The sequence below is a fragment of the Corynebacterium sp. KPL2861 genome, from assembly GCF_040225475.1.
In the GTDB taxonomy this organism is placed as follows: Bacteria; Actinomycetota; Actinomycetes; order Mycobacteriales; family Mycobacteriaceae; genus Corynebacterium.
Map to the genome: position 1 here is coordinate 24,064 of NZ_JBEHFW010000007.1, position 22,189 is coordinate 46,252.

A 22,189-nucleotide genomic window follows, 5' to 3' on the forward strand; every position below is an offset into this window, starting at 1 on the left:
AACGACAGAAACGATTTAAGTAAGTGCTGGAAGATACTACCGAGAGCAGGAAGAACATGGCGGAGCTGACGATCTCCTCCGACGAGATCCGTAGTGCGATTGCGAACTACACCTCGAGCTACTCCGCGGAGGCCTCCCGTGAGGAGGTCGGCGTGGTCATTTCGGCAGCTGACGGTATTGCGCAGGTTTCTGGCCTGCCATCCGTTATGGCGAATGAGCTGCTCGAGTTCCCCGGCGGCGTAATTGGCGTCGCACAGAACCTTGACACCAACTCCATCGGTGTCGTGGTCCTGGGTAACTACGAGTCCCTCAAGGAGGGCGACGAGGTTAAGAGGACCGGAGAGGTCCTTTCCATCCCCGTGGGCGAGGACTTCCTCGGCCGCGTTATTAACCCACTGGGCCAGCCCATCGACGGCTTGGGCCCAATCGAAAGCGAAGAGGAGCGCGTCCTCGAGTTGCAGGCACCTTCGGTGCTGCAGCGCCAGCCGGTTGAAGAGCCAATGCAGACCGGCATCAAGGCTATCGATGCGATGACCCCGATCGGCCGTGGTCAGCGTCAGCTGATCATTGGCGATCGTAAAACCGGTAAGACCGCGGTGACCATCGATACCATTTTGAACCAGAAGGCCAACTGGGAGTCCGGCGACAAGGACAAGCAGGTCCGTTGTATTTACGTCGCCATCGGCCAGAAGGGCTCGACCATCGCCAGCGTGCGCCGCACCCTTGAGGAGCACGGCGCGCTGGATTACACCACCATCGTGGCGGCCCCAGCTTCTGATTCCGCCGGCTACAAGTGGCTGGCACCGTTCTCCGGTGCCGCATTGGGTCAGCAGTGGATGTACCAGGGCAACCACGTCCTGGTCATCTACGATGACTTGACTAAGCAGGCTGAGGCCTACCGTGCAATTTCGCTGTTGCTGCGCCGGCCACCGGGACGCGAGGCCTACCCAGGTGACGTCTTCTACCTGCACTCCCGCTTGCTGGAGCGCGCTGCAAAGCTTTCCGATGACATGGGTGCCGGTTCTATGACCGCACTGCCCATCATCGAAACGAAGGCTAACGACGTCAGTGCCTTCATTCCGACCAACGTCATTTCCATTACTGACGGTCAGGTATTCTTGGAGTCCGACCTCTTCAACCAGGGTGTGCGCCCGGCTATTAACGTCGGTGTGTCCGTCTCCCGTGTTGGTGGTGCGGCACAGACCAAGGGCATGAAGAAGGTTGCCGGTAACCTCCGTCTTGACCTGGCTGCATACCGTGACCTGCAGGCATTCGCTGCCTTCGCATCCGACCTTGACTCTGCGTCCAAGGCGCAGCTGGAGCGCGGTTCCCGCCTGGTCGAGCTGCTGAAGCAATCCGAATCCTCGCCGCAGCCGGTGGAATACCAGATGGTATCTATCTACCTCGCTGAGGCAGGCATCTTCGACGTCGTTCCCGTCGAAGACGTTCGCCGCTTCGAGGTCGAGGTGCACGAGTACCTCAACGCCAATACTCCAGAGGTCTTTGAGCAGATCGCCGGCGGCAAGGCGCTTAGCGATGAGTCCAAGGAAGCACTCGAGGCCGCAGCCAAGGAGTTCGCTCCTACCTTCCGCACCTCCGAGGGCCACAATTTGGGCACCGAAGAGCCTGTAGATCCTTTGGACGAAAACGACGTGAAAAACACCGAGCTCAACGTCTCCCGGAAGACGGCTAAGTAGAGTTCAGCTCTCGTAATTAACCGTCTATATGAAAGAAGGGAGGAGAAACGATGGCTAATCTTCGCGAATTACGCGACCGCATCCGGTCCGTGAACTCGACTAAGAAGATCACTAAAGCCCAGGAGCTCATTGCTACCTCGCGCATTACCAAAGCGCAGACTCGGGTGGAAGCCTCTCAGCCGTATGCGATTGAGCTGACCAATGTCATGAACAGGTTGGCTGCAGCGTCGACGCTAGAGCACCCTATGCTGCGCGAGCGTGAAGACGGCAACGTCGCCGCGATTCTCGTAATCACCTCTGACCGAGGCATGTGCGGTGGCTACAACAACAACGTCTTCAAGAAGGCAGCCCAGCTCAAGGCCCTCCTCGAAAGTAAGGGCTACGAGGTAGTTCGCTACGTCACCGGCAGCAAGGGCATCGGCCACTACAACTTCCGCGAGGAAGAGGTAGCGGGCAGCTGGGATGGTTTCTCTCAGGATCCAACCTGGGAGGGCACCCACGATGTGCGTCGCCACATGATCGATGGCTTCGTTGCTGGTTCGAAGGGCACTACCAAGGGCCGCGAGGGCCTGCATGCGGAAGGTGAAGGCGCAGGTGTTACCGGCTTCGACCAGGTGCACGTGGTCTACACCGAGTTTGAGTCCATGTTGACTCAAACCGCGCGTGCGCAGCAGCTTTTGCCTGTTGAGCCGGTAGTGCAGGGCGAGGAGTACGAGATGGGTGACTCCGCACTGGAAGATCCGGAGCCGACGGAAAACATTTCCGCTGACTTCGAGTTCGAGCCGGACGCGGATACCCTGATGGAAGCGCTGCTTCCGCAGTACGTCTCGCGTATCCTGTTTGCTATGTTCTTGGAGGCTTCGGCTTCCGAGTCCGCTGCACGCCGTACAGCTATGAAATCTGCTACTGACAATGCAACCGAGATGGTCAATGACCTGTCTCGCGTGGCCAACCAGGCCCGTCAGGCGCAGATTACCCAGGAAATTTCAGAGATCGTCGGTGGCGCTGGCGCGCTATCTGACAGCGCAGAAAGTGACTAGATTATGACTACAGCTCTGCAAGAGCAGAATGCACAGTCTTCGGCAGTCGCCGGTCGTGTCGTGCGCGTCATCGGTCCGGTGGTGGACGTGGAATTCCCACGCGAGGCACTTCCGGCCCTGTACAACGCACTCCACGTCGAGATTAAGCTCGAACCTGTGGCAAAGACCGTCACCCTCGAGGTCGCTCAGCACCTCGGTGACAACCTCGTTCGTACCGTGTCCATGGCACCTACCGATGGCCTCGTCCGTGGCGCCGAGGTAGTCGACTCCGGAGAGCCTATCTCCGTTCCCGTCGGCGACGTTGTCAAGGGCCACGTCTTTAACGCCCTCGGTGACTGCCTCGATGAGCCGGGCCTCGGCCGCGATGGCGAGCAGTGGGGCATCCACCGCGAGCCACCAGCGTTCGACCAGCTCGAAGGCAAGACCGAAATCCTCGAGACCGGCATTAAGGTCATTGACCTGCTGACCCCATACGTTAAGGGCGGCAAGATCGGCCTCTTCGGTGGTGCAGGTGTGGGTAAGACCGTCCTGATTCAGGAAATGATTACCCGTATTGCCCGCGAGTTCTCCGGTACGTCGGTCTTCGCCGGCGTCGGCGAGCGCACCCGTGAGGGCACCGACCTCTTCCTGGAAATGGAAGAGATGGGCGTTCTGCAAGATACCGCACTTGTCTTCGGCCAGATGGACGAGCCACCAGGAGTTCGTATGCGCGTGGCTCTGTCCGGCCTGACCATGGCGGAGTACTTCCGCGATGTGCAGAACCAGGACGTGCTGCTGTTCATTGACAACATCTTCCGTTTCACCCAGGCCGGCTCCGAGGTATCCACCCTGCTGGGTCGCATGCCTTCCGCCGTGGGCTACCAGCCAACCTTGGCTGATGAAATGGGTGTGTTGCAGGAGCGCATTACCTCCACCAAGGGTCGTTCCATTACCTCTCTGCAGGCCGTTTACGTGCCTGCCGATGACTACACTGACCCGGCCCCAGCCACGACCTTCGCTCACTTGGATGCGACGACCGAGCTGGACCGTGCCATTGCTTCTAAGGGTATTTACCCGGCAGTGAACCCGCTGACCTCTACCTCTCGTATCCTCGAGCCAGGCATTGTGGGCGAGAAGCACTACGAGGTAGCACAGCGCGTCATCGGTATTCTGCAGAAGAACAAGGAACTGCAGGACATCATCGCCATCCTTGGTATGGACGAGCTGTCTGAAGAAGACAAGGTGACTGTGCAGCGTGCCCGCCGTATCGAGCGCTTCTTGGGCCAGAACTTCTTCGTTGCGCAGAAGTTCACCGGCTTGGAGGGCTCCTACGTGCCGCTGCAGGACACCATCGATGCCTTCGAGCGCATCTGCAACGGTGAGTTTGACCACTACCCAGAGCAGGCCTTCAACGGCTTGGGTGGCTTGGACGACGTCGAAGCTGCATACAAGAAGTTGAACGAGAAGTAGGGAGAGGCACATGGCTGACATCACCGCCGAATTGGTTTCCGTCGAGCGCTCATTGTGGTCTGGTCAGGCCTCCATAGTGACGGCTGAGACCACCGAGGGTGAGATCGGCGTGCTTCCCGGTCACGAGCCTGTGATCGGTCAGTTGATCGACAATGGCGTAGTGACCATCCACCCAGTTGATGGCGCGCGGCGCGTTGCCGCCGTCCAGGGTGGCTTCCTCTCCGTTACCCAGGACAAGATTACCGTCCTCGCTGATTGGGCCATCTGGTCCGATGAGGTGGATGAGGCCAAGGCGGAAGAGGACTCCTCTTCGGCTCATGAGCTCACCAAGTCCCGCGGTGAGGCTGCATTGCGTGCACTTCGCCGCGCAGCAAAGGCTGAATAAACCTTGGATTGGTAGGAGAGGGCAGCAATAGCCGCCCTTCCTGCTCTCAGAAGAGCGCACCGGAATTTATCCGGTGCGCTTTTCACGTTTTCTTTGCCTTTTCTTATTGGCGCAGAAGCGGAATCAGGCGCTACAATCCAAATAAATGTTCTTTCACTAACCAAGGATGGCGTGTGGAGCCCATGAATTCAACGGTTATCTCGGTGGTCCTGTGGGCCTTAGCGTTGGTGGTACTGCTGGTAGTCCTGCTGGCGGCCCTGCGATTTTTTACTCTGCGCTCGCGGGGAACCGCGGTATTACTGCGCTCAATGCCGGCGAAGGATAGCTTTTCTTGGCGCCACGGCGTGCTGCGCTATACCGGAGAAGTTGTAGAATACTTCAAGCTGCGCTCCGTATTCCCACGCTATAACTTGTGGTTTAATCGCCTCGACATCACCATTTTGAACTCTCGTTCTTTGGATGATGACGAGGCTTCTTTCATGTCTGATGCCACCGAGGTGGTGCACTTTAGCACCGGGGATGCGGAATACGAGCTGGCTTCCGATGCCCGCGGGATCATGGCCTTCGAAGCTTGGGTAGAGGCGGCGCCGTCCAAGCGGCAACAACGCTTCGACTACAAGCAGTTGCGAGAGCGAGCCACCCGGCAGTCCAAGCGCCAATAGCAACAGGCTAGGGTAGTAGCCATGCGCTTAGTAATCGCCCGTTGTTCAGTTGATTACGTGGGACGGCTCGACGCCCACCTGCCCTTGGCGGACCGCCTGCTCATCGTCAAAGCAGACGGCTCGGTATCGGTTCATGCCGATGACCGCGCGTATAAGCCGCTGAATTGGATGACGCCGCCGTGTACGGTGCAAGAATCCGCCATCGAGGACGTGGATGGCAATGACACCGGCGAGGTCTTGTGGCTAGTGGAAAACCCGAAGGGTGAGCAATTGCGCATCACAATCGCGGAAATCCACGAGGATATCTCCTATGACATGGGCGAAGACCCCGGCCTAGTAAAGGACGGCGTGGAGGCGCACCTACAGGAGCTTTTGGCCGAAAAGATCGACACGCTGGGCTCCAATTTCACCCTCGTGCGCCGCGAGTATCCCACGGCCATTGGCCCAGTGGACATCATGGCTAAAGATGCGGATAACCGGAATATCGCCGTAGAAGTCAAGCGTCGCGGTGGCATCGACGGAGTAGAACAATTGACCCGCTACCTTGAGCTATTGAATCGCGATGAGTTAATCGCGCCTGTATCTGGCATCTTTGCGGCGCAAGAGATCAAACCACAGGCCCGAACGCTGGCCGAAGACCGCGGCATCCGCTGCGTGGTTTTGGATTACCAAGAGCTGCGCGGACTCGAGTCGAAAGAATTGCGGTTGTTTTAATGCCACGGCGAAATAGGCGAAAACCACAGGAATTCCGGCCGCTGCCCAAGGACGGCTCCACCTTCTTTGGTTCGCAGACGGTCGAGGGCCCCAGCTGGACGCACGGGGAGCCCTATATTATGCGGCACATCGGTTCCGCGCGGGCGCAAAAATTCTATATCTGCCCTGGGTGTAACCAAAATATTCCGCCTGGGGTGGCCCACATCGTCGCCTGGCCGCGCGATACCGGAAGGCAGGGTGATGACCGCCGCCATTGGCACCGGCATTGCTGGGAGCGAAGGTAGACTTGCGGGCATGATTGTTGCATTTTCAGTAGCACCCGCAGTGGTGGATAATGACTCCGGCGAGATGGCTGATGCCGTGGCGGAGGCGGTCCGCGTGGTGCGGGAATCCGGCCTGCCCAATGAAACCAACGCCATGTTTACCCTTGTAGAAGGCGAGTGGGACGAGGTTTTCGGCACGATTAAGAAAGCCACCGAAGCGGTGCGTGCGGTATCGCCGCGCACCTCGTTGGTTATTAAGGCCGACATCCGCGAAGGCGTGACGAATCAATTGACAGATAAAGTAGACGCCGTGAATCGTCGTTTAGCTAAGGAGGATTAATGACTTCTGCGAATAATGCTTATGTAGGCGGTGCCCTCGATCTCAGCCAGGTCAAGGCGCGTGCGGAAGCCCGCCAGCAGGCGCAAGAGCAGCCGCAGGCTAGTGGAGTCCAGCCATTTTTTACCGTCACCGAGGCGAATTTCGAGACCGAGGTGGTGCGCCGCTCCACTGAGGTGCCGGTCGTCGTCCTTATCGGCACCCCGCGCTCTACCCAATCCGATCAGCTGAAGCAGGACCTGCAGGAATTAGCCGCGGCGGGAAACCTAAGCTTCCTCGTAGGCTACGTGGATGCGGACGCCACTCCACAGGTCGCGCAGGCCTTCGGCGTGAAAAACCTGCCTACCGTGGTGGCCATTGGCGCCGGCCAACCGCTGACCAATTTCGAGGGAGCCCAGCCGAAGGAGGCCCTTAAGCAGTGGCTGGATAGCTTGGTAGAAAACGTTGGACCGCAGCTTAAGGGGCTCGAGTCTGCACCGGCCGCAGCGGAGGAGGAAGAAGAGGACGACCCTCGCCTGCAAGAGGCAGAATCCTTCCTGAACTCGGGCGATTTCGATGGCGCTATTAAGGTCTACGAATCCATCTTGGAAGCGGAACCGGATAATACCCAGATTAAGCAGGCGCGGGACACAACGAAGCTTCTCGAGCGGCTGGACCCAGCCAATCAATCCGAGGACCCGATTGCTGCCGCGGATGGGGATAAGGGGGACATCGGCAAGCAGCTGCGTGCCGCCGATGCCGAAGTCGTCGCAGGTGCCCCTGAAAAGGCCTTTGACCGCCTCATCGAGGCCATGAAGGTTACCGCCGGCGATGAGAAGGCCCAGCTCAGGGAACGCCTGCTCGAGCTTTTCGGCCTCTTTGCCGGCAATGATCCGCGCGTTCTTGAAGCGCGTACGAAGCTGGCAAGCGCGCTGTATTAAAGCCGGCGGAGCTGTGTCAATTACTGCGGGCGGTGAATAGATCAGTCACAATGGAAGGCGTGAACGACGTAACCCCAACTGATCAAGACTGGCTCATCGACTTCCGTGGCGTGGAGCTTCGCCGCGGTGGCAAGAACTTGGTAGGGCCCGTGGACTGGCAGGTCGAGCTCGATGAACGCTGGGTCATCATCGGGCCGAATGGTGCCGGAAAGACTTCCCTGGTGCGCATGGCGGCCGCGGAGGAATTTCCCTCCAAGGGCACGGCCTTTTTGATGGGCGAGCAAATTGGCAAGACTGATATGCGTGACCTGCGCGCGCTGATTGGTCTTTCCTCTGCTGCCGTGCAATCGCGCATTCCCGCGGATGAGCGGGTCTATGACCTCGTCATTTCCGCAGGTTACGCGGTTTTGGGTCGGTGGCGCGAAGAGTATCAAGACATGGACTTTTCCCGCGCCGATGACATCCTGGCCCAGGTTGGCGCTCGCCACCTAAAGGACCGGACGTGGACGACGCTTTCGGAAGGCGAGAAGAAGCGCGTCATCCTCGCCCGCGCTTTGATGTCCAATCCGGAGCTGCTCATCCTCGATGAGCCTTCTGCCGGCATGGACCTTGGCGGGCGCGAAGATCTCGTGGGATACTTGGGCGATCTCGCGATGGATCCGGACGCCCCAGCCATTGTCATGATTACCCACCACGTGGAAGAAATCCCGTACGGCTTTACCCACGCGATGCTTCTGGATGAAGGAAAAGTGGTAGCAAAGGGGCTCATTAACTCCGTGCTGACCTCGGAGAACCTATCCCAGGCCTTTCACCAACCCATCCAAGTAGATCGCATTGGGCAGCGTTACTTTGCCCGCCGGATATCTTAATGACCAACCAGATTCATGACCGGCTCGATGCGATCGACGCCAGCGATACCACCGGGTTTAACGGTGGGCGCATGGCGGCGACCGTGCTCTTGCTTCGCGATGGCCCCGACGGGCTCGAGGTCTGGGTCCAAGAACGCGTGAGCACCATGCGTAACTACCCGGGCCATGCCGTATTCCCGGGCGGTGGGGTAGACCCGCGCGATTTCCCACCGCGTTCGTGGGATTCCGGTGACTTGTGGGCCGGAAAGTCCGTTGTGGCTATGGCTCGGCGGATGGGAGTCACCAAATACAAGGCCCACGCTCTCGTTTTCGCCGCGGCCCGCGAGCTCTTCGAGGAATCCGGTACCTTGTTTGCGATCCGGGATGACGGCACGATTTCTAATGCGCGCCGGTATCACCGCGAGCGCAGGCTCCTAGAAGACCACACCATCTCCTTTACCGAGTTCCTTAGCAATAACGGGATGCGCGTCGATGCCGATATGCTCCTCCCATGGGCCCGGTGGGTGGGGCAAAGCAAAAACCATTGGTTCGATACTTTTTTCTTCGTTGGCCTGCTTCCGAGCGGGCAGGAGCCGGACGGGGACACTCACGAAGCAGATGATGCCGGATGGTTTTCGCCGCAGCTCATCCTGGAGGGCTGGCGGGCCGGTCTCGTCCGCCTCGTAGTTCCCACGTGGGCGCAGATGCAACGGTTATGCAAGTACTCCACCGTCCAAGAGGTGCTTGATGATGCTTCCTCGTCCGACCTTCGCCCCGTCATCGGCGACCTCCGCGACGATCCGCAATATGCGGAATATTTCGCCACCACCCCTACAGAGCGTATATGAGTTTTAACCTCGATGAAGTCCGTTTCTTAAGCGAGCATAACGCCGAACTGGCTAGCTGGGACTTGGAGCTGAGCAAGGCTTCGCAGCTGAAGGATTTGGAAAAGCTGAAAGCAGCCTACGGCGATTATGCGCGCTGTGCCATGGAGCTACTTACTGCTCGGCGGGGCAGAAAGTTGCCTGAGACCTGGTTAATGGATGCCGATTCCGCGCAGCAAGCCACCCCGCTACCCGTCGCACGATATCGTTCCGAGTTCTTGCAGCAGCGGGGAATGCGCACCGTCCACGATGTCACGTGTTCCATCGGCACCGAAGGCTATGCATCGTGCCTTGACTACTTCGGCTCCGATATCGATGCCTCCCGCCTTGCCATGGCCCGGCATAATTTAGATTCTGACTCTTTTTTTTCAAGCAGATGCACTCACCACCACCTCTACGGCGGATGTCATTATCGCCGATCCCGCCCGCAGGAAGGCAGGGCGGCGGATTTCTCGCCCGGAGGATTTGCTGCCACCGCTGCCGGACCTGATTGCCGCGCACAGGGACGCACACGTGGCCATCAAGTGTGCACCCGGCCTTGATTTTAGTGACTGGGACGGGTTGGTCACCGTCAGCAGCGTCGATGGGGCAGTTAAGGAAGCGTGCCTTTACACACCAGGCCTCGGAACGGGCAGGCACGCGGTGATGATTCAGGGCGAGTCAGTTGACGTTCTCACGGATCAAGAGCAGAACCTGCCTGAGGCTGGCGAAATCGGCACCTACCTCATTGATCCAGATGGGGCAGTGGTGCGCGCGGGACTCGTGCAGCACTATGCGGCGCGCGAGGGCTTGTGGCAGATCGATCCGCGTATTGCGTACCTGACGGGTGAACGTATCCCGCGGGGAATGTCGGGATTTCCATTCATAGAAAGGGTCCCCCTAAAGCGCCTAAAATCGGTATTAAAATCTTATGATGCAGGTAGCCTAGAAATCCTTGTGCGCGGCGTCGATATTGACCCTGACCAGCTAAGAAAACAGATGAAGTTGAAGGGATCGCGGCCTTTCGCGGTCATCATTACGCGAATTGGCTCACAGGGTATCGCTTTGCTCTGCCAACCCCGAGTATTATCGTCCGAAGATAATTACGCAACATAAATCTATCGGAAAGGTGAGTGCCCCTAATGCCAACGATTGTGGCTCTGGTCAAGCATGTACCGGATACGTGGTCCACCAAATCTTTGGAGGATGACCACACCCTGGATCGCACCTCCGTGGACAACATCATTGATGAGATTAATGAATACTCCGTGGAACAGGCGTTACGCCTGCGCGATGATAATCCGGATGAAAACTACCGTGTAGTCGCTTTAACGATGGGCCCCGCACAAGCAGACGATGCCCTTCGCAAGGCGCTTGCGATGGGCGCAGATGACGCGGTCCTTGTATCCGATGACGCCCTAGCCGGCGCGGATGCATTGTCTACCGCATGGACGCTGAATGCGGCGATTAACACGCTAGAGGATGTCCAATTGATCACCTTGGGCAATGAGGCTTCCGATGCCTCGACCGGAACGCTTGCCGGATTGCTCGCTGAGTACCGCCAACTGCCCGCATTGACCGAGCTGCACCAGGTGGAGCTTTCGGGCAGCACGGTAAAAGGCAGCCGCGAAGACGCCCGCGGAACCTGGGAGCTCGAGGCCGCCCTTCCTGCGATTGTTTCCGTCACCGATAAGGCGGATAAGCCGCGCTTCCCCAACTTCAAGGGACTTATGGCCGCTAAGAAGGCGGAGATCACCACTCTGAGCGTGGCCGACCTGGGCATTGATGCCATTGCGCCGACCACAACGGTCACTGAATCTTCCAAGCGCCCGCCGCGCACGGCTGGCGAGGTTATCTCTGAACCGCAGCCGCAGGATGCTGCGAAGAAGATTGCTGACTTCCTAGCCGCAAAGAACTTGATTTAGGAGTAGAAATGTCTCACGTTTACGTACTTGTTGAACACGATGCAGACAGCATTCTCCCCGTTACCGGTGAGCTCATTACCGCCGCACGCGAATTGGGGACGGTGTCTGCGGTGGTCGTCGGCAAGCAGGCAGATGCCTTCGATGCCGAACTAGCCGCGCTCGGTGCCGCCCAGCTGGTGCAGGCAACGGCGGAGGATTATGACCAGCGCCTGGTGACCCCTGAGGTTGATGCTTTGCATGCCCTGGGCGCAGCCAATCCGGCACCCATCGTTCTGGCCGCCAGCCCGACGAATAACGAGATTGCGGGCCGCCTGTCCGCTCGCTTGGCTTCCGGCGCGCTCGCGAATGTGGATTCCATCAAGGCGGATGGCTCTGCAACCATGACCATTTTCGGTGGCACTTACGAGACCACCTCGCAGGCTTCTGGCAGCTGCCCGATTTATACCCTGCAGCCGGGTTCCGTTGCGGCGGAGCCCCAGCAGGTGGAAACCCAGGCGGCCCCAATGCCACTGCCTGCGGAAACCGAGAAGGACGTCAAGGTTAATTCCTTTACTCCGGCCGAAAAGTCCGCCCGCCCCGAGCTCACCGCAGCCAAGGTCGTGGTTTCCGGCGGCCGCGGCGTCGGCGATAAATTCGGCGAGATCGTAGAGCCGCTTGCCGATGCCCTCGGTGGCGCCGTCGGCGCAACCCGCGACGTCGTCGATGAAGGCTTCTACGATGCCACCCACCAGGTGGGTCAGACAGGCGTGACCGTGTCGCCAGATCTCTACATCGGCCTGGGCATCTCCGGTGCCATTCAGCACACCTCGGGCATGCAGACCTCCGGCACCATCGTGGTGATTAACCAGGACCAGGATGAACCGTTCTTCCAGATCGCCGATCTCGGCGTCGTCGGTGACCTGCACGAGATCGCCCCAGCTTTGACCGAGGAATTGAAGGCGCGCCAGTAATGCCGCACTATTTCGACTACGCAGCAACCCAGCCGATGCGCCAATCCGCCATCGACGCATGGGTTGCCGCCTCCGGATCGCTCAATTCCAGCGCCCAGTACGCCTCTGGCCGCAGGGCACGCTCCGTGCTTGACGATGCCCGTGAGAAAGTCGCCTCCCTCCTCGGCTGCGAACCCATCGAGGTCATCTTTACTTCTTCCGGCACCGAGGCGGATAATATCGCTATTCAGGGCCTTTATGCGGCGGGAAACACCAACCGCATCATCTCGACGGATATTGAGCACCCAGCCGTGCGCGATACCGTTGGCAAGCTTGCCCAAGCCGGCGCCACCGTGGACCTGCTCCCCGTAGACCGCACCGGGCACATCAGCGACGGGGGCGCCTTCGCGGAGCCTGCCGATCTTGCTACTTGCATGTGGGCCAATAACGAAACCGGTGCGATTCAGCCCATCGAGGAGCTGGCCTCCCTCGCGCAACAATCCGGTATTCCCATGCATGTGGATGCGGTGCAGGTAGCGGGCAAGCTGCCCATCAATTTTGCGGAATTGGGCATCACAACGCTCGCCGCCAGCGCCCACAAGTTTGGCGGCCCGCGCGGTATCGGCGTGCTATTGGCCAAGCGCACCCCAGCGCCGCACCCGATATCCTATGGCGGCGGCCAAGAGCGCGGACTTCGCCCAGGCACGGTGGACGTCGCCAGCGCCTCCGCGCTTGCCGCTGCGTTGGAGGAGTCCATCGCCGAAAGCGCTGCCGAGGGCAAGCGCATCACTGGACTCCGGAACAAGCTGCGGGATGGGATCCTTTCTTCCGTTGACAACGTCGTGGTGAATTCCACCGAACCATGCTTGCCGTCGCACCTACACGTTTCTTTCCCTGGCACTGATGGCGACAGCCTCATCATGCTGCTGGACTCGTTGCAGATTGAGGCATCGACAGGCAGTGCCTGCAGCGCAGGCGTCAACCGCATGTCCCATGTGCTTTCTGCAATGGGCGTCAGCGAGGAAGAAGGAATCGGATCCCTCCGGTTTACCTTGGGGCGCCTTACCTCCGAAGACGATGTGGATTACGTGCTCGCGCACTTGCCGGACGTCGTTGCTCGGGCCCGCACGGTTTAGGTATCAGCCCTTTCTTTGGCAGCATTGCGCCGCGCGGCGATTGCCTGGGCAACGGTGAGCGCCCAGTTCTTATTCTTCGCCGCTAGCGGCCCTTGCGGTTCGTCGTATTCCCACCGCCCGTCTTGGAAGAGCCAGATAATGTCTCCGCTGTGCGGATCCATGATGTAAAAGGCGCTTTTATCCGTTTTTACATTGTGATGGTGCTGGCACAACGAGGCCAAATTTCCCGCCGTTGTTTTTCCTCCCTCTGAGAAATCAATCCTGTGGTCCTTCTGGCACTGGTATGCTGGGCGGTTGCACCCTGGCCAACGACACACACCATCGCGACCTTCCACATAGGCACCGATGAGCGGCGGCGTGGAGTAGGCCGGGCTTACCCTTGTTGCCGCCTGGTCCATATCCCTTGTCGTAGTCGGGGTTAGCCGGTCTGCGGTATCAGGGTGTACCCATCCATAGCCCTGGATAAAACCGGGAGCCGCTTTTATATCGCTGGCGCGGTACATATATAGATGCACCTGAGATTTATCTTCGACGGTTCCGAGGATCAGCTGGGCTAGGGCATCGGCCTTGCTGATTCCGTGTTCTTCCGCCGTGCGCTGAACAACCTCGTCAATGAGGATGAGCGCGTCTTCGTCGAACTCTACGTTTAACCCTGCTCGTCCGCCCGCGGTGGGGTAGATGAAATAGGATTCATTTCGCGCGTCCTCTTCCTCGGGCTCCTTGTCTCCCGTAGAGTCCGGGGATTCCATTGTGATGAGCCCGTTGAGCTTGCGGCGCAAGGCAGCATTTGATGGAAAACTTTGGCCCGGTTTTGTAGGGGTGAGATACTCTTCTAATTCGGCGTCTATGCGTTGAAGGGTGCCGCTGTCTACTTCGCCGAGCTTACTTAAGACGGCGTCGATGGTGATAAGCCGAGAGAAGTCGAGGAAGTAGTAGGTTTCCTGCAGTAGTTGGGTGCGCGGCAACTCTTCTAAGCGGTACAGGGCCATGGTGATATCCCTCGTGCGCCGTTCGCTCAAGCCGGTGCGCCCGGCCAAGGTATGGCACGAAATATCGAAATCGTCTTCTAGGTTGGGTCGAATTTCCTTCCAGAGTAGGTAGTCGGACTTTCTATTGCAGGTGGCACTAACCGCGATGTCATCGTGTGGGTCAGTGATGAGGTAGTAGGGTTCCACGGCGATTATCCCCCGAATTTCGCACTAAGTTTCTAATTTCCATAGATTTACCATAAGGCAACCACTAGACCCGCGCAAGCTGAAAAGCGAATATATGTTCTAGATGGTACATTTCCAGCGATACTGTCTACGCGAGTGAAAAATTTGTCTCCATGATGCGTGTGTTGCACATGTGGTTAGTGTGAATGGTTGTTAGACTCTCGCGCATGACAACTATGAGGGCATTCCGCAAGAGCATCATCGCGATTATCGCTGCAGTTGCAGTCACGGTGAGCGGGACCGCTGCCGCGCAGGCAGCACTGGGAACCAACGCACCGAAAGGCATTGATATTGCTGCCCACCAGCACCCCGGTGGCATGCCTATTGACTGGAATAAGGTGAAATCTGACGGCCAGTCCTTCGCCTTTGTTAAGGCAACCGAGGGTGGAGACTGGATTAACCCGCACTACGTTAAGGATATTCAGGCGGCCAATGTGCACGGCCTGAAGACTGGCGCATACCATTATGCGCGCCCGGCTGGCGATGCGAAGACGCAGGCTGCTAACTTTGCGGCGCAGATTGCGTTGGCGCCGAACCAGACGTTGCCGCCGGTGCTTGATATCGAGGTCTCCGAAGGCAAGTCGGCCTCCCAGCTGGAGAGCTGGATCGAGGAATTTACCTCCGAGCTCAAACATCTGACCAACCGCACCCCAATGATTTATACCTACAAGTACTTCTGGATGGGCGAGATGAATAACTCCCAGAAGTTCTCCAATATGCCACTGTGGTTGGCGGCATACCAGGATGAAGCCCCGGATCCAGTGGGTGGGTGGCAGAACCTGTCCTTCTGGCAGCGATCCGGATCAGGCAAGGTCGCTGGTATTCCCACCGACGTGGACATGAACCTCTTTAATGGCTCGAAGCAGCAGCTAGAGTCTTTTAGCGGCGGCAATTACGTTGATATTGGCGGCGCGCTCGATAGCCTCGTCCTCGACGATGGTGTGGACCTGAGCTCCGATAGCACGCCGCTGATTGGTGCAATCTTCGCCCTTGCGGCTGGTCTCATCGCAATGCCCCAGTTTGCCGATGCCGCCAAAGACGCCGGGCTCGATGCCCAGGCTGCTGAGGGCCTGGCAGATTTTGTGAAGGCTTTGGAAGACGAGGACGCTCTACCTCTCAAGCAACTTGGCAAGATGGCGGTTGGTGACTTCACCGTGGGCGACTTGGCGATGCTGCTAGAAAACGCTGGCCATGTCAATGGCGTCGACAAGGGCGAGGTCTCCGGCGCCCAAGTCGAAGAAGCCAAGGATGCCGCGAAGAAGGCCGGTGCCGATGTCCCCGACTTCGACGCTAATCAGGTGGCCGAGCTGCTCAATCGTGTGCTGAAGTAGCTCCCGCAAAGAATTTTCGGGTCCAGCTTTCATCCTTAAAGTGAGCTGGGACGGCCCCACCTAAGAGTGCCTTTGCCAGCTGAGCGGCTTGTATCGAGCCCTCAGCTGGCAGTTGCGTATCTGAGGCCAGCAAGATGATGTTTCCATACCGGCGCCCCTTGAGCATGGGCGGGTCAGCGATGACGGCGAGGTGGTCGAAGACCTCAGAGAGCCCGGCTAATTCTTGCTTCGCCAGCTGGAGATCCGAGTAGTCGCCGCAGTTGGCCACGTAGAGGCCGCCGGCTGAAAGAGATGACTTCACCGCGCGGAAAAACTCCACCGTAGTCAGGCTTTTCGGGGTTTTATCCCCAGCGAATACATCGCGGATAATGATATCGCGGCTAGCGGGCAGAAAACCTTCGGTCTCTTTTCGGGCATCGCCGGGGCGGATCTTGACGGTGGGGGAACGGGGGACATCGAAAAGCTCGCGGACTAATTCGCCCAGCTTGGCATCGAGCTCGACCACCGTATGGCGGCTGTCCGGCCACAGGTCGGCGAAGTAGCGTGGAAGTGAGCAGCCGGCCCCGCCGAGGTGGGTAACGCGGAGTTTATTGGGCGAGACCGTATTAAGCTGCTCTACCGCAGCTGCGATCCAGCGCATGTATTCAAAGTCGAGTTCCTGCGGCTCGCCCAAGACGATATGGCTGCTAGGAACGCCATTGACGTTAAGGATATAGGCCCCGTCGCGGAATTCATCCGGTATGACCTCGGCGGTGCCGGTGGAGATCTCGTAGGTGCCGGTAATGCTTGACCTGTTCGCGGCTCGCTTTCTACCCATGGGATTCAAGCTTAGGGAATGGAATCGATTTAAGCTGCGTTGGGGCAAGGGAGTACACTTTCGGGCCTGTAGTCGAGGTATTTAAAGGGGAATGCAATGCGAGTATTGGTAGCAATGTCTGGCGGCGTGGACTCATCTGTCGCCGCCGCCCGCGCGGTGGAGGCTGGTCACGATGTCGTCGGCGTGCACCTGGCGCTGCATAAGGACGCGCAGCAAACGCGCGAAAAAGCCCGCGGCTGCTGTTCGCTGGAGGATTCCGCCGATGCCCGCCGCATCTGCGATAAGCTGGGCATTCCGTTTTATGTCTGGGACTTTTCGGAGGAATTCAAGGAAGAGGTCATCACGGACTTCGTGGATTCTTATGCCCGCGGTGAAACCCCGAATCCTTGCCTGCGCTGCAATGAGAAGATTAAATTCCGCGCGCTGCTGCAAAAGGGCATGGCCCTAGGCTTTGATGCCGTTGCGACCGGCCACTACGCCACGCTTGATGATGATGGTTATATGCGCCGCTCAAAGGATGAGAACAAGGACCAGTCTTATGTGCTCGGCGTCATTTCTGCCGAGGAGCTGGAGCACTGCTTTTTCCCCATCGGTGATACCCCCAAGCCGCAGATCCGCGAAGAGGCTGCGGCGCACGGTTTCTCCACGGCGAAGAAGCCGGATTCTTACGACATCTGCTTCATTCCAGACGGCAATACCCAGCAGTTCTTGGGATCGCGTATCGGGCTTCGCCCCGGCATGATTGTGGACCAAGAGGGCACGGAGCTTAAGGAACATGATGGCGCGTGGAACTACACCATCGGCCAGCGCAAGGGCCTGGACATCAAGGCCCCGGCTGCTGATGGCCGCCCGCGCTATGTCACCGATATCGATGCTGCATCGGGCACGGTGACCGTCGGCGCGCGCGAGGACCTAGCGGTCACCGCCATCCGTGCCGATCGCCTGAAGTACCTGCACCCTGGCATGGACGGCGACTTCGAGTGCGAGGTGCAGGTTCGCGCGCACGGTTCAGTAGTGCCGTGCACCGCCCACGTGGACCGCGCCGCCGATTCGATGCGCCTGGAGCTCAAGGAGCCACTGTCTGGCGTTGCCCGTGGACAGGCTGCGGTGCTGTACCTGCCATCCCCGGATGACCTCGGCGATATCGTCATCGGTTCCGGCACCATCTGCGAGACCCTGTAGATGACTGGATTCGCACTCGGGCCCATGCCCGGCACGTCCATGGCGGAGGCAGCGGACATCATCATGGGTGAGACCGAGCTTCCCGCCCTCCCACAGCTGCCGGAACGCGGGTTGGGCTCCGATTCGGTGGGACGCACCGCAAGCATGCTTGAGGCCATCACCATCGATCGCGGCCCCCGGTCGTGGCGCATGACGGCCCGGCCCCAGCTGCTTACCCGCCGCGCGTGGGATCGCCTCGAGCGCGACCTCGATGAGGTACAGCAGGTGTGGGGAGAGACCGTGCCTCGCATCAAGGTGCAGGCTCTCGGCCCATGGTCACTGGCGGCCAGCATTGAGCTTGCCGATGGCCACCGCGTCCTCACCGATTCCGGTGCCTTTGCGGAGCTTTCCGATGCCCTGCTGCACGGCATCCGCACCCACGCCACCGACGTCGCACGCCGCTTCCACGGCGAGGTCGTGGTGCAACTGGATGAACCGCTGCTTGCCGATGTCATCGCTGGCCGCATTCCAGGAACCACCGACTTTGATTCGATCCCCGCCGTCCCTGACGAGGTGGCACTCGAGACCCTCCTGCGCTTTGAGGCGGATTATCTCTATTCCCCGCCGCTGTGGTCGGTGGCTAGGGCCGCGAAGACATTCCTCATTGATGCGCGCTACCGTGACCGCCTTTCTACCCCGGAGCATTTCGATGGGATGGGCGAGCACCTGTCCGAAGGCCGCCGCGTCGGTGTCGCACTTTCCGGCAAAGACGCGCGGGCAGAGGCGATTTCACTTGCCCGCCACCTAGACCGCATAGGCATGCCGCGTGAGCTGCTCGTGGATCACTTTGATGTGTTTCCGGTTCGGGCATCGGCAAGCTCATTGCGCTCTGTAACCGAGACCGCCGGAATCCTCACCCGCGATGCGGGCGACCTTTAAGCGGCTGCGGTGAGGAGCGCGCTAGGAAATTAGCGGCCACGCCGTCGAGACATCGGAGGCATCGCGGCCCTTGCCCTCTAGGTACTTCTTGAAGGCGACGCGGTCCTCGTACCACTTGACCGCCTGGAACTCCATGAGCTCGTTTTCGTCCATCTGTGCGAGGTTGGGGTAGTGCTGGCGTACCTGCTTCCAGGCCACGCGGGCGGCAGCGAGGGCATCGGCAGTGGCCTCGTGCGCATTGCCCAATTCCACGCCGTAGTGCTCGCACACCGCGCCAAGGGTGCGCTTGCCCTTGCGCCACTTATCGCTCACGCGGTCAATGACGTACGGGTCAAAGACAGGGCCGGTGACCGTGAAATCGCCGGTAAGGCTGCGCAGAACGGTAAGGTCGAAGGCCGCGTTATACACAATGAGCGTCAGGCCGTCGTCCCACGCGGACTTGATGGCATCAACCGTGTCTTTGAGGACTTCCTCGTGCGGTCGGCCTTCAGCCTGAGCCTTTTCCGTTGTGATTCCATGCACGTCGGTGGCGGCTTGGGGGATCTCGATGCCGGGATCCGCAAGGTACTCCACCTTCTGGACATCGCGGCCGTCAATGCGGACCAAGGCAGAGGTAACGATACGAGCGTCTTTGGGGTTGGCGGAGGTGGTCTCAAGGTCGAAGGCGAGCATGCGGGAGGCGTCGAAGTTCATGGTCCATACCTTAGTAGCTAGCCCGGACATGGGGGATCGCTAGACTTGGATACCGTGACTAATCCAGCTGATGTGCAACGTGAATGGAACGACCTGGCGCAGGAAGTGCGCCGCCACCGCAACCTGTATTACAACGGTGAATCCGCGATTCCCGATGCCGACTTTGATGCGCTTTTCCAGCGCCTGATGGACCTAGAAAAGCAGCATCCGGAGCTGGCGGTTCCGGATTCGCCCACCCAGCAGGTAGGTGCTGCGCCGAACGCCGGTGAGGACATTGAACACCTCGAGCGCATGATGAGCCTAGACAATGTCTTTAGCGCCGGTGAGATGCAGGACTGGTTGGATAGGACGCCCGCCAAGACCTACCTGACGGAGCTGAAGATCGATGGCCTCTCCATTGACTTGGTCTACCGCAATGGACGTTTGGATACCGCTGCTACCCGTGGCGATGGCACCGTGGGTGAGGAAATTACCGCCAATGCGCGGGTCATTTCTGATATCCCGCACGAACTTACGGGCACCGAAGAGTACCCAGTCCCGGACCTTATTGAAATCCGCGGTGAGGTCTATATGCGTCCCGAAGATTTCGAAGAAATCAATGAGGAGCGCGCGGCAGACGGCAAAGCGCGGTTTGCCAATCCCCGCAACGCTGCGGCCGGCGGGCTGCGCATGAAGGATCCCGCCGAGGTGAAAAAGCGCCGCCTGCGCATGGTGTGTCACGGCCTAGGCGCGCGGGAGGGATTTTCCCCCTCCTCCCAGCACGATGCCTATAAGGCTATCGCCGCATGGGGGCTGCCCGTATCGCCCTATACCAAGCAGGTGCACTCCGCCGCAGAAGTACAAGAGGAAGTATCTTACTGGGCCGAACACCGCCACGATGCGATTTTTGAAATGGATGGGCTCGTGGTCAAGGTGGACGATTTGGGCTCACAGCGCCAGCTCGGGGCCACCTCCCGCGCACCCCGCTGGGCCATTGCCTATAAGTACCCGCCTGAAGAGGTCACGACGAAGCTGAAAAACATCGAGGTCGGTGTGGGGCGTACGGGGCGGGTTACCCCCTTTGCCATCATGGAACCGGTCTTTGTCTCCGGCTCCACGGTGTCCATGGCCACCCTGCACAATCAGTCTGAGGTCAAGCGCAAGGGGGTGCTCATTGGAGATACCATTATTATCCGCAAGGCCGGCGAAATCATTCCTGAGGTATTAGGTCCCGTGCGCGAACAGCGCGATGGCAGCGAATACGAATGGAGCTTCCCCACGCAGTGCCCAGCCTGCGGCACGACGCTCGCCCCACAAAAAGATGGCGATGCTGACTGGCGATGCCCCAATACCCAATCCTGCCCAGCCCAGCTCTCCGCGCGCCTGGAATACCTCGCCTCCCGCAAGGGCCTCGACATTGAGGCGCTGGGGGAGAAGGGGGCCATGGACCTCATTGAGAACGGCATCCTCACCGATGAATCCGAGCTCTTTGAGCTAACGGAAGAAAAACTGCTTGCTTCCGATGTCTATACGGCCAAGCGCGATACGAAGGATAAGCGCAGCAAAAAAGAGGGCAACGCCAAGGTCAATACCGCGGGCAAGAACCTGCTGCAGAACTTAGAAGAGGTCAAAGACCGCGACTTCTGGCGCGTGCTGGTCTCGCTGTCCATTCGCCACGTCGGCCCCATTGCCGCCCGCGCCTTGGCAGCGCGCTACGGCTCCATGGAAAAGCTGCGTGCCGCTAAGACCGAGGATCTTGCAGAGGTAGACGGTGTGGGTGCAGTCATCGCTGAATCCTTCCACGCCTGGTTCGAGGTGGACTGGCACCGCACCATCGTCGAGAAATGGGCAGAAGCCGGCCTAGCCATGGAGGTAGCCGCCGAGGACAGGAAAGAACAGACCCTAGAGGGCCTGACCATCGTTGTCACCGGCAGCCTCGACGACTTCACGCGCGATTCCGCCAAGGAAGCCATCATCAGCCGCGGCGGAAAGGCAACCGGTTCCGTATCGAAGAAAACCTCCTACCTCGTCGCCGGGGCCAATGCCGGCTCCAAGGAGGACAAGGCCCGCGACCTCGGGGTGCGTATCTTGAACGAAGAGCAATTCCACACGCTCTTAAACACCGGGGAGGTGTAGCCGCGCCGGGCTTATTTGAGGAAGGCACCCAAAATCGTGCCGATGTGGCCGAGGTGCTCTACCTCGGAGGCCAAGTATTCTGGCCCGCCGGTACGCCCCATGGCGATGACCATCCCGGTATCTCCCAGAGGAGCGGCGGCCAGGGCGGAATCGAGCAGCGCCCAACTTTCTGGCACCCACTCGTCTTTATCGGGGTGCAGGGTGCGCGCGCTGTCGATGTTGAGGTCGACCGGAATCGTATCGTCATCGGCAGGAGCCGCGTTGGAGGAGGCGACGCGGTGAATGGGCTCATTATTGTCAATGACGATGGCCCACGTGGAGGTCGCCGCCTTCGGGATGGCCGCGACGACTTCCTCCATTGCTGCCGTGACGTTTGAGGCATTGGCGGCAACGCGCGCTAATAGTTCGATCTGCCCGCGCCGGTCCACGCGGCCGCTGAAGGGCCGGATGGAATCTACTTCCACGCCTTGGACGGAGGCGGCGGCGGTAATGAGGGCATCGGCCATCGCGTCTGCGGGAAGCTCAATGACAATGTCATCCATGACGGTGCCATCCGGGAAGGTTTCTACGATGTCAACGGATTGGATATTGCCGTCAACCAGCCCGAAGGCCTCCGAAAGCTGGCCCAAACTACCAGGGGTATCGGGAAGCAGGACACGGATTAGGTAAGACATTAAGTCGCACGCTTTCAGTAGCTTGTAGTCCCATTTACGATACCTGGGTCACAGTACGGCGTTCAAGGGGCAATAAT

The 22,189-nt window shown here is 59.2% G+C and carries 22 protein-coding genes and 1 pseudogene; 19 read left to right on the plus strand and 4 right to left on the minus strand.

The annotated features are described in order from the left end of the window. Positions 1-56: 56 nt before the first annotated feature. The 15 genes and pseudogenes from atpA (at position 57) to ABRP84_RS06910 (ending at position 13,168) form a co-directional block, all read left to right on the plus strand. Positions 57-1,697 (plus strand): F0F1 ATP synthase subunit alpha, encoded by a 1,641-nt coding sequence (gene atpA / locus ABRP84_RS06840; protein ID WP_349853225.1) that lies wholly within the window; start codon positions 57-59, stop codon positions 1,695-1,697. A gap of 50 nt (positions 1,698-1,747) precedes the next feature. Next, on the plus strand, positions 1,748-2,737 hold the full coding sequence (locus tag ABRP84_RS06845; RefSeq protein ID WP_349853117.1) for a F0F1 ATP synthase subunit gamma: 990 nt from the start codon (positions 1,748-1,750) through the stop codon (positions 2,735-2,737). Positions 2,738-2,740: 3 nt separating this feature from the next. Beyond that, positions 2,741-4,186, plus strand: coding sequence for a F0F1 ATP synthase subunit beta (atpD, locus tag ABRP84_RS06850; RefSeq protein ID WP_349853118.1), 1,446 nt, complete (start codon positions 2,741-2,743; stop codon positions 4,184-4,186). Positions 4,187-4,196: 10 nt separating this feature from the next. Next, complete coding sequence (locus ABRP84_RS06855; protein ID WP_023026361.1) at positions 4,197-4,571, plus strand: F0F1 ATP synthase subunit epsilon; 375 nt, start codon at positions 4,197-4,199, stop codon at positions 4,569-4,571. 182 nt (positions 4,572-4,753) lie between these two features. Continuing rightward, the gene (locus tag ABRP84_RS06860; RefSeq protein WP_005280203.1) at positions 4,754-5,233 is read left to right on the plus strand and encodes a DUF2550 domain-containing protein; all 480 of its coding nucleotides are present in this window, start codon (positions 4,754-4,756) and stop codon (positions 5,231-5,233) included. A gap of 21 nt (positions 5,234-5,254) precedes the next feature. Next, entirely contained in the window at positions 5,255-5,947 is a 693-nt protein-coding gene (gene nucS / locus ABRP84_RS06865; protein WP_349853119.1) for an endonuclease NucS, read from the plus strand. After that, positions 5,947-6,231: an Rv1322 family protein gene (locus tag ABRP84_RS06870; RefSeq protein ID WP_237791990.1), complete on the plus strand. Its 285-nt coding sequence runs from the start codon at positions 5,947-5,949 to the stop codon at positions 6,229-6,231. The genes nucS and ABRP84_RS06870 overlap by 1 nt, the downstream gene beginning before the upstream one ends. A gap of 10 nt (positions 6,232-6,241) precedes the next feature. Next, positions 6,242-6,550, plus strand: coding sequence for a thiamine-binding protein (locus ABRP84_RS06875; protein ID WP_034653892.1), 309 nt, complete (start codon positions 6,242-6,244; stop codon positions 6,548-6,550). Next, complete coding sequence (locus tag ABRP84_RS06880) at positions 6,550-7,467, plus strand: tetratricopeptide repeat protein (protein WP_349853120.1); 918 nt, start codon at positions 6,550-6,552, stop codon at positions 7,465-7,467. Before ABRP84_RS06875 ends, ABRP84_RS06880 begins: the two co-directional genes overlap by 1 nt. Before the next feature lie 50 nt (positions 7,468-7,517). Beyond that, positions 7,518-8,336 carry an ABC transporter ATP-binding protein gene (locus ABRP84_RS06885; protein ID WP_349853121.1) on the plus strand — a complete coding sequence of 273 codons (819 nt, stop codon included), beginning with the start codon at positions 7,518-7,520 and terminating at the stop codon, positions 8,334-8,336. Next, complete coding sequence (locus ABRP84_RS06890; RefSeq protein ID WP_349853122.1) at positions 8,336-9,163, plus strand: NUDIX hydrolase; 828 nt, start codon at positions 8,336-8,338, stop codon at positions 9,161-9,163. Before ABRP84_RS06885 ends, ABRP84_RS06890 begins: the two co-directional genes overlap by 1 nt. Then, positions 9,160-10,294: pseudogene (locus tag ABRP84_RS06895) on the plus strand (THUMP-like domain-containing protein). The gene ABRP84_RS06890 and the pseudogene ABRP84_RS06895 overlap by 4 nt, the downstream one beginning before the upstream one ends. A 26-nt stretch (positions 10,295-10,320) precedes the next feature. Continuing rightward, complete coding sequence (locus ABRP84_RS06900) at positions 10,321-11,103, plus strand: electron transfer flavoprotein subunit beta/FixA family protein (protein WP_349853123.1); 783 nt, start codon at positions 10,321-10,323, stop codon at positions 11,101-11,103. Positions 11,104-11,111: 8 nt separating this feature from the next. After that, positions 11,112-12,053 carry an electron transfer flavoprotein subunit alpha/FixB family protein gene (locus tag ABRP84_RS06905; RefSeq protein ID WP_349853124.1) on the plus strand — a complete coding sequence of 314 codons (942 nt, stop codon included), beginning with the start codon at positions 11,112-11,114 and terminating at the stop codon, positions 12,051-12,053. Next, positions 12,053-13,168, plus strand: a complete 1,116-nt coding sequence (locus ABRP84_RS06910) for a cysteine desulfurase family protein (protein WP_349853125.1) — start codon at positions 12,053-12,055, stop codon at positions 13,166-13,168. The genes ABRP84_RS06905 and ABRP84_RS06910 overlap by 1 nt, the downstream gene beginning before the upstream one ends. On the opposite strand, the gene ABRP84_RS06915 is transcribed toward ABRP84_RS06910, so the two are convergent. Continuing rightward, positions 13,165-14,343, minus strand: coding sequence for an HNH endonuclease signature motif containing protein (locus ABRP84_RS06915; protein ID WP_349853126.1), 1,179 nt, complete (start codon positions 14,341-14,343; stop codon positions 13,165-13,167). The two genes, ABRP84_RS06910 and ABRP84_RS06915, sit on opposite strands and share 4 nt — an antisense overlap. Before the next feature lie 206 nt (positions 14,344-14,549). Between ABRP84_RS06915 and ABRP84_RS06920 the strand changes: the two genes are divergently transcribed. Next, complete coding sequence (locus ABRP84_RS06920; RefSeq protein ID WP_349853127.1) at positions 14,550-15,713, plus strand: glycoside hydrolase family 25 protein; 1,164 nt, start codon at positions 14,550-14,552, stop codon at positions 15,711-15,713. Here ABRP84_RS06920 and ABRP84_RS06925 read toward each other — a convergent pair. Continuing rightward, a complete protein-coding gene (locus ABRP84_RS06925; protein WP_349853128.1) occupies positions 15,694-16,530 on the minus strand; it encodes a spermidine synthase in 837 nt (278 codons plus the stop codon). The genes ABRP84_RS06920 and ABRP84_RS06925 overlap by 20 nt on opposite strands. Before the next feature lie 96 nt (positions 16,531-16,626). Here ABRP84_RS06925 and mnmA point away from each other — a divergent pair, with 96 nt between their 5' ends. Together mnmA and ABRP84_RS06935 are read left to right on the plus strand one after the other, a co-directional pair. Further along, positions 16,627-17,712, plus strand: coding sequence for a tRNA 2-thiouridine(34) synthase MnmA (mnmA, locus tag ABRP84_RS06930; RefSeq protein WP_349853129.1), 1,086 nt, complete (start codon positions 16,627-16,629; stop codon positions 17,710-17,712). Beyond that, positions 17,713-18,630: a uroporphyrinogen decarboxylase/cobalamine-independent methonine synthase family protein gene (locus tag ABRP84_RS06935; protein WP_349853130.1), complete on the plus strand. Its 918-nt coding sequence runs from the start codon at positions 17,713-17,715 to the stop codon at positions 18,628-18,630. Between the two features lie 21 nt (positions 18,631-18,651). On the opposite strand, the gene ABRP84_RS06940 is transcribed toward ABRP84_RS06935, so the two are convergent. Beyond that, on the minus strand, positions 18,652-19,323 hold the full coding sequence (locus ABRP84_RS06940; RefSeq protein WP_349853131.1) for a 3'-5' exonuclease: 672 nt from the start codon (positions 19,321-19,323) through the stop codon (positions 18,652-18,654). A 45-nt stretch (positions 19,324-19,368) separates the two neighbouring features. Here ABRP84_RS06940 and ligA point away from each other — a divergent pair, with 45 nt between their 5' ends. Next, positions 19,369-21,438, plus strand: coding sequence for an NAD-dependent DNA ligase LigA (gene ligA, locus ABRP84_RS06945; RefSeq protein WP_502879793.1), 2,070 nt, complete (start codon positions 19,369-19,371; stop codon positions 21,436-21,438). 11 nt (positions 21,439-21,449) lie between these two features. Here ligA and ABRP84_RS06950 read toward each other — a convergent pair whose 3' ends face one another. After that, entirely contained in the window at positions 21,450-22,112 is a 663-nt protein-coding gene (locus tag ABRP84_RS06950) for an ACT domain-containing protein (protein WP_349853133.1), read from the minus strand. Between the last annotated feature and the right edge of the window lie 77 nt (positions 22,113-22,189).

Bases quoted from the DNA above. Each gene is read 5' to 3' on its own strand.
- atpA (WP_349853225.1), top strand. From the start codon at position 57: ATGGCGGAGCTGACGATCTCCTCCGACGAGATCCGTAGTGCGATTGCG.
- ABRP84_RS06845 (WP_349853117.1), top strand. From the start codon at position 1,748: ATGGCTAATCTTCGCGAATTACGCGACCGCATCCGGTCCGTGAACTCG.
- atpD (WP_349853118.1), top strand. From the start codon at position 2,741: ATGACTACAGCTCTGCAAGAGCAGAATGCACAGTCTTCGGCAGTCGCC.
- ABRP84_RS06855 (WP_023026361.1), top strand. From the start codon at position 4,197: ATGGCTGACATCACCGCCGAATTGGTTTCCGTCGAGCGCTCATTGTGG.
- ABRP84_RS06860 (WP_005280203.1), top strand. From the start codon at position 4,754: ATGAATTCAACGGTTATCTCGGTGGTCCTGTGGGCCTTAGCGTTGGTG.
- nucS (WP_349853119.1), top strand. From the start codon at position 5,255: ATGCGCTTAGTAATCGCCCGTTGTTCAGTTGATTACGTGGGACGGCTC.
- ABRP84_RS06870 (WP_237791990.1), top strand. From the start codon at position 5,947: ATGCCACGGCGAAATAGGCGAAAACCACAGGAATTCCGGCCGCTGCCC.
- ABRP84_RS06875 (WP_034653892.1), top strand. From the start codon at position 6,242: ATGATTGTTGCATTTTCAGTAGCACCCGCAGTGGTGGATAATGACTCC.
- ABRP84_RS06880 (WP_349853120.1), top strand. From the start codon at position 6,550: ATGACTTCTGCGAATAATGCTTATGTAGGCGGTGCCCTCGATCTCAGC.
- ABRP84_RS06885 (WP_349853121.1), top strand. From the start codon at position 7,518: ATGGAAGGCGTGAACGACGTAACCCCAACTGATCAAGACTGGCTCATC.
- ABRP84_RS06890 (WP_349853122.1), top strand. From the start codon at position 8,336: ATGACCAACCAGATTCATGACCGGCTCGATGCGATCGACGCCAGCGAT.
- ABRP84_RS06900 (WP_349853123.1), top strand. From the start codon at position 10,321: ATGCCAACGATTGTGGCTCTGGTCAAGCATGTACCGGATACGTGGTCC.
- ABRP84_RS06905 (WP_349853124.1), top strand. From the start codon at position 11,112: ATGTCTCACGTTTACGTACTTGTTGAACACGATGCAGACAGCATTCTC.
- ABRP84_RS06910 (WP_349853125.1), top strand. From the start codon at position 12,053: ATGCCGCACTATTTCGACTACGCAGCAACCCAGCCGATGCGCCAATCC.
- ABRP84_RS06920 (WP_349853127.1), top strand. From the start codon at position 14,550: ATGACAACTATGAGGGCATTCCGCAAGAGCATCATCGCGATTATCGCT.
- ABRP84_RS06925 (WP_349853128.1), bottom strand. From the start codon at position 16,530: ATGGGTAGAAAGCGAGCCGCGAACAGGTCAAGCATTACCGGCACCTAC.
- mnmA (WP_349853129.1), top strand. From the start codon at position 16,627: ATGCGAGTATTGGTAGCAATGTCTGGCGGCGTGGACTCATCTGTCGCC.
- ABRP84_RS06935 (WP_349853130.1), top strand. From the start codon at position 17,713: ATGACTGGATTCGCACTCGGGCCCATGCCCGGCACGTCCATGGCGGAG.
- ABRP84_RS06940 (WP_349853131.1), bottom strand. From the start codon at position 19,323: ATGAACTTCGACGCCTCCCGCATGCTCGCCTTCGACCTTGAGACCACC.
- ABRP84_RS06950 (WP_349853133.1), bottom strand. From the start codon at position 22,112: ATGTCTTACCTAATCCGTGTCCTGCTTCCCGATACCCCTGGTAGTTTG.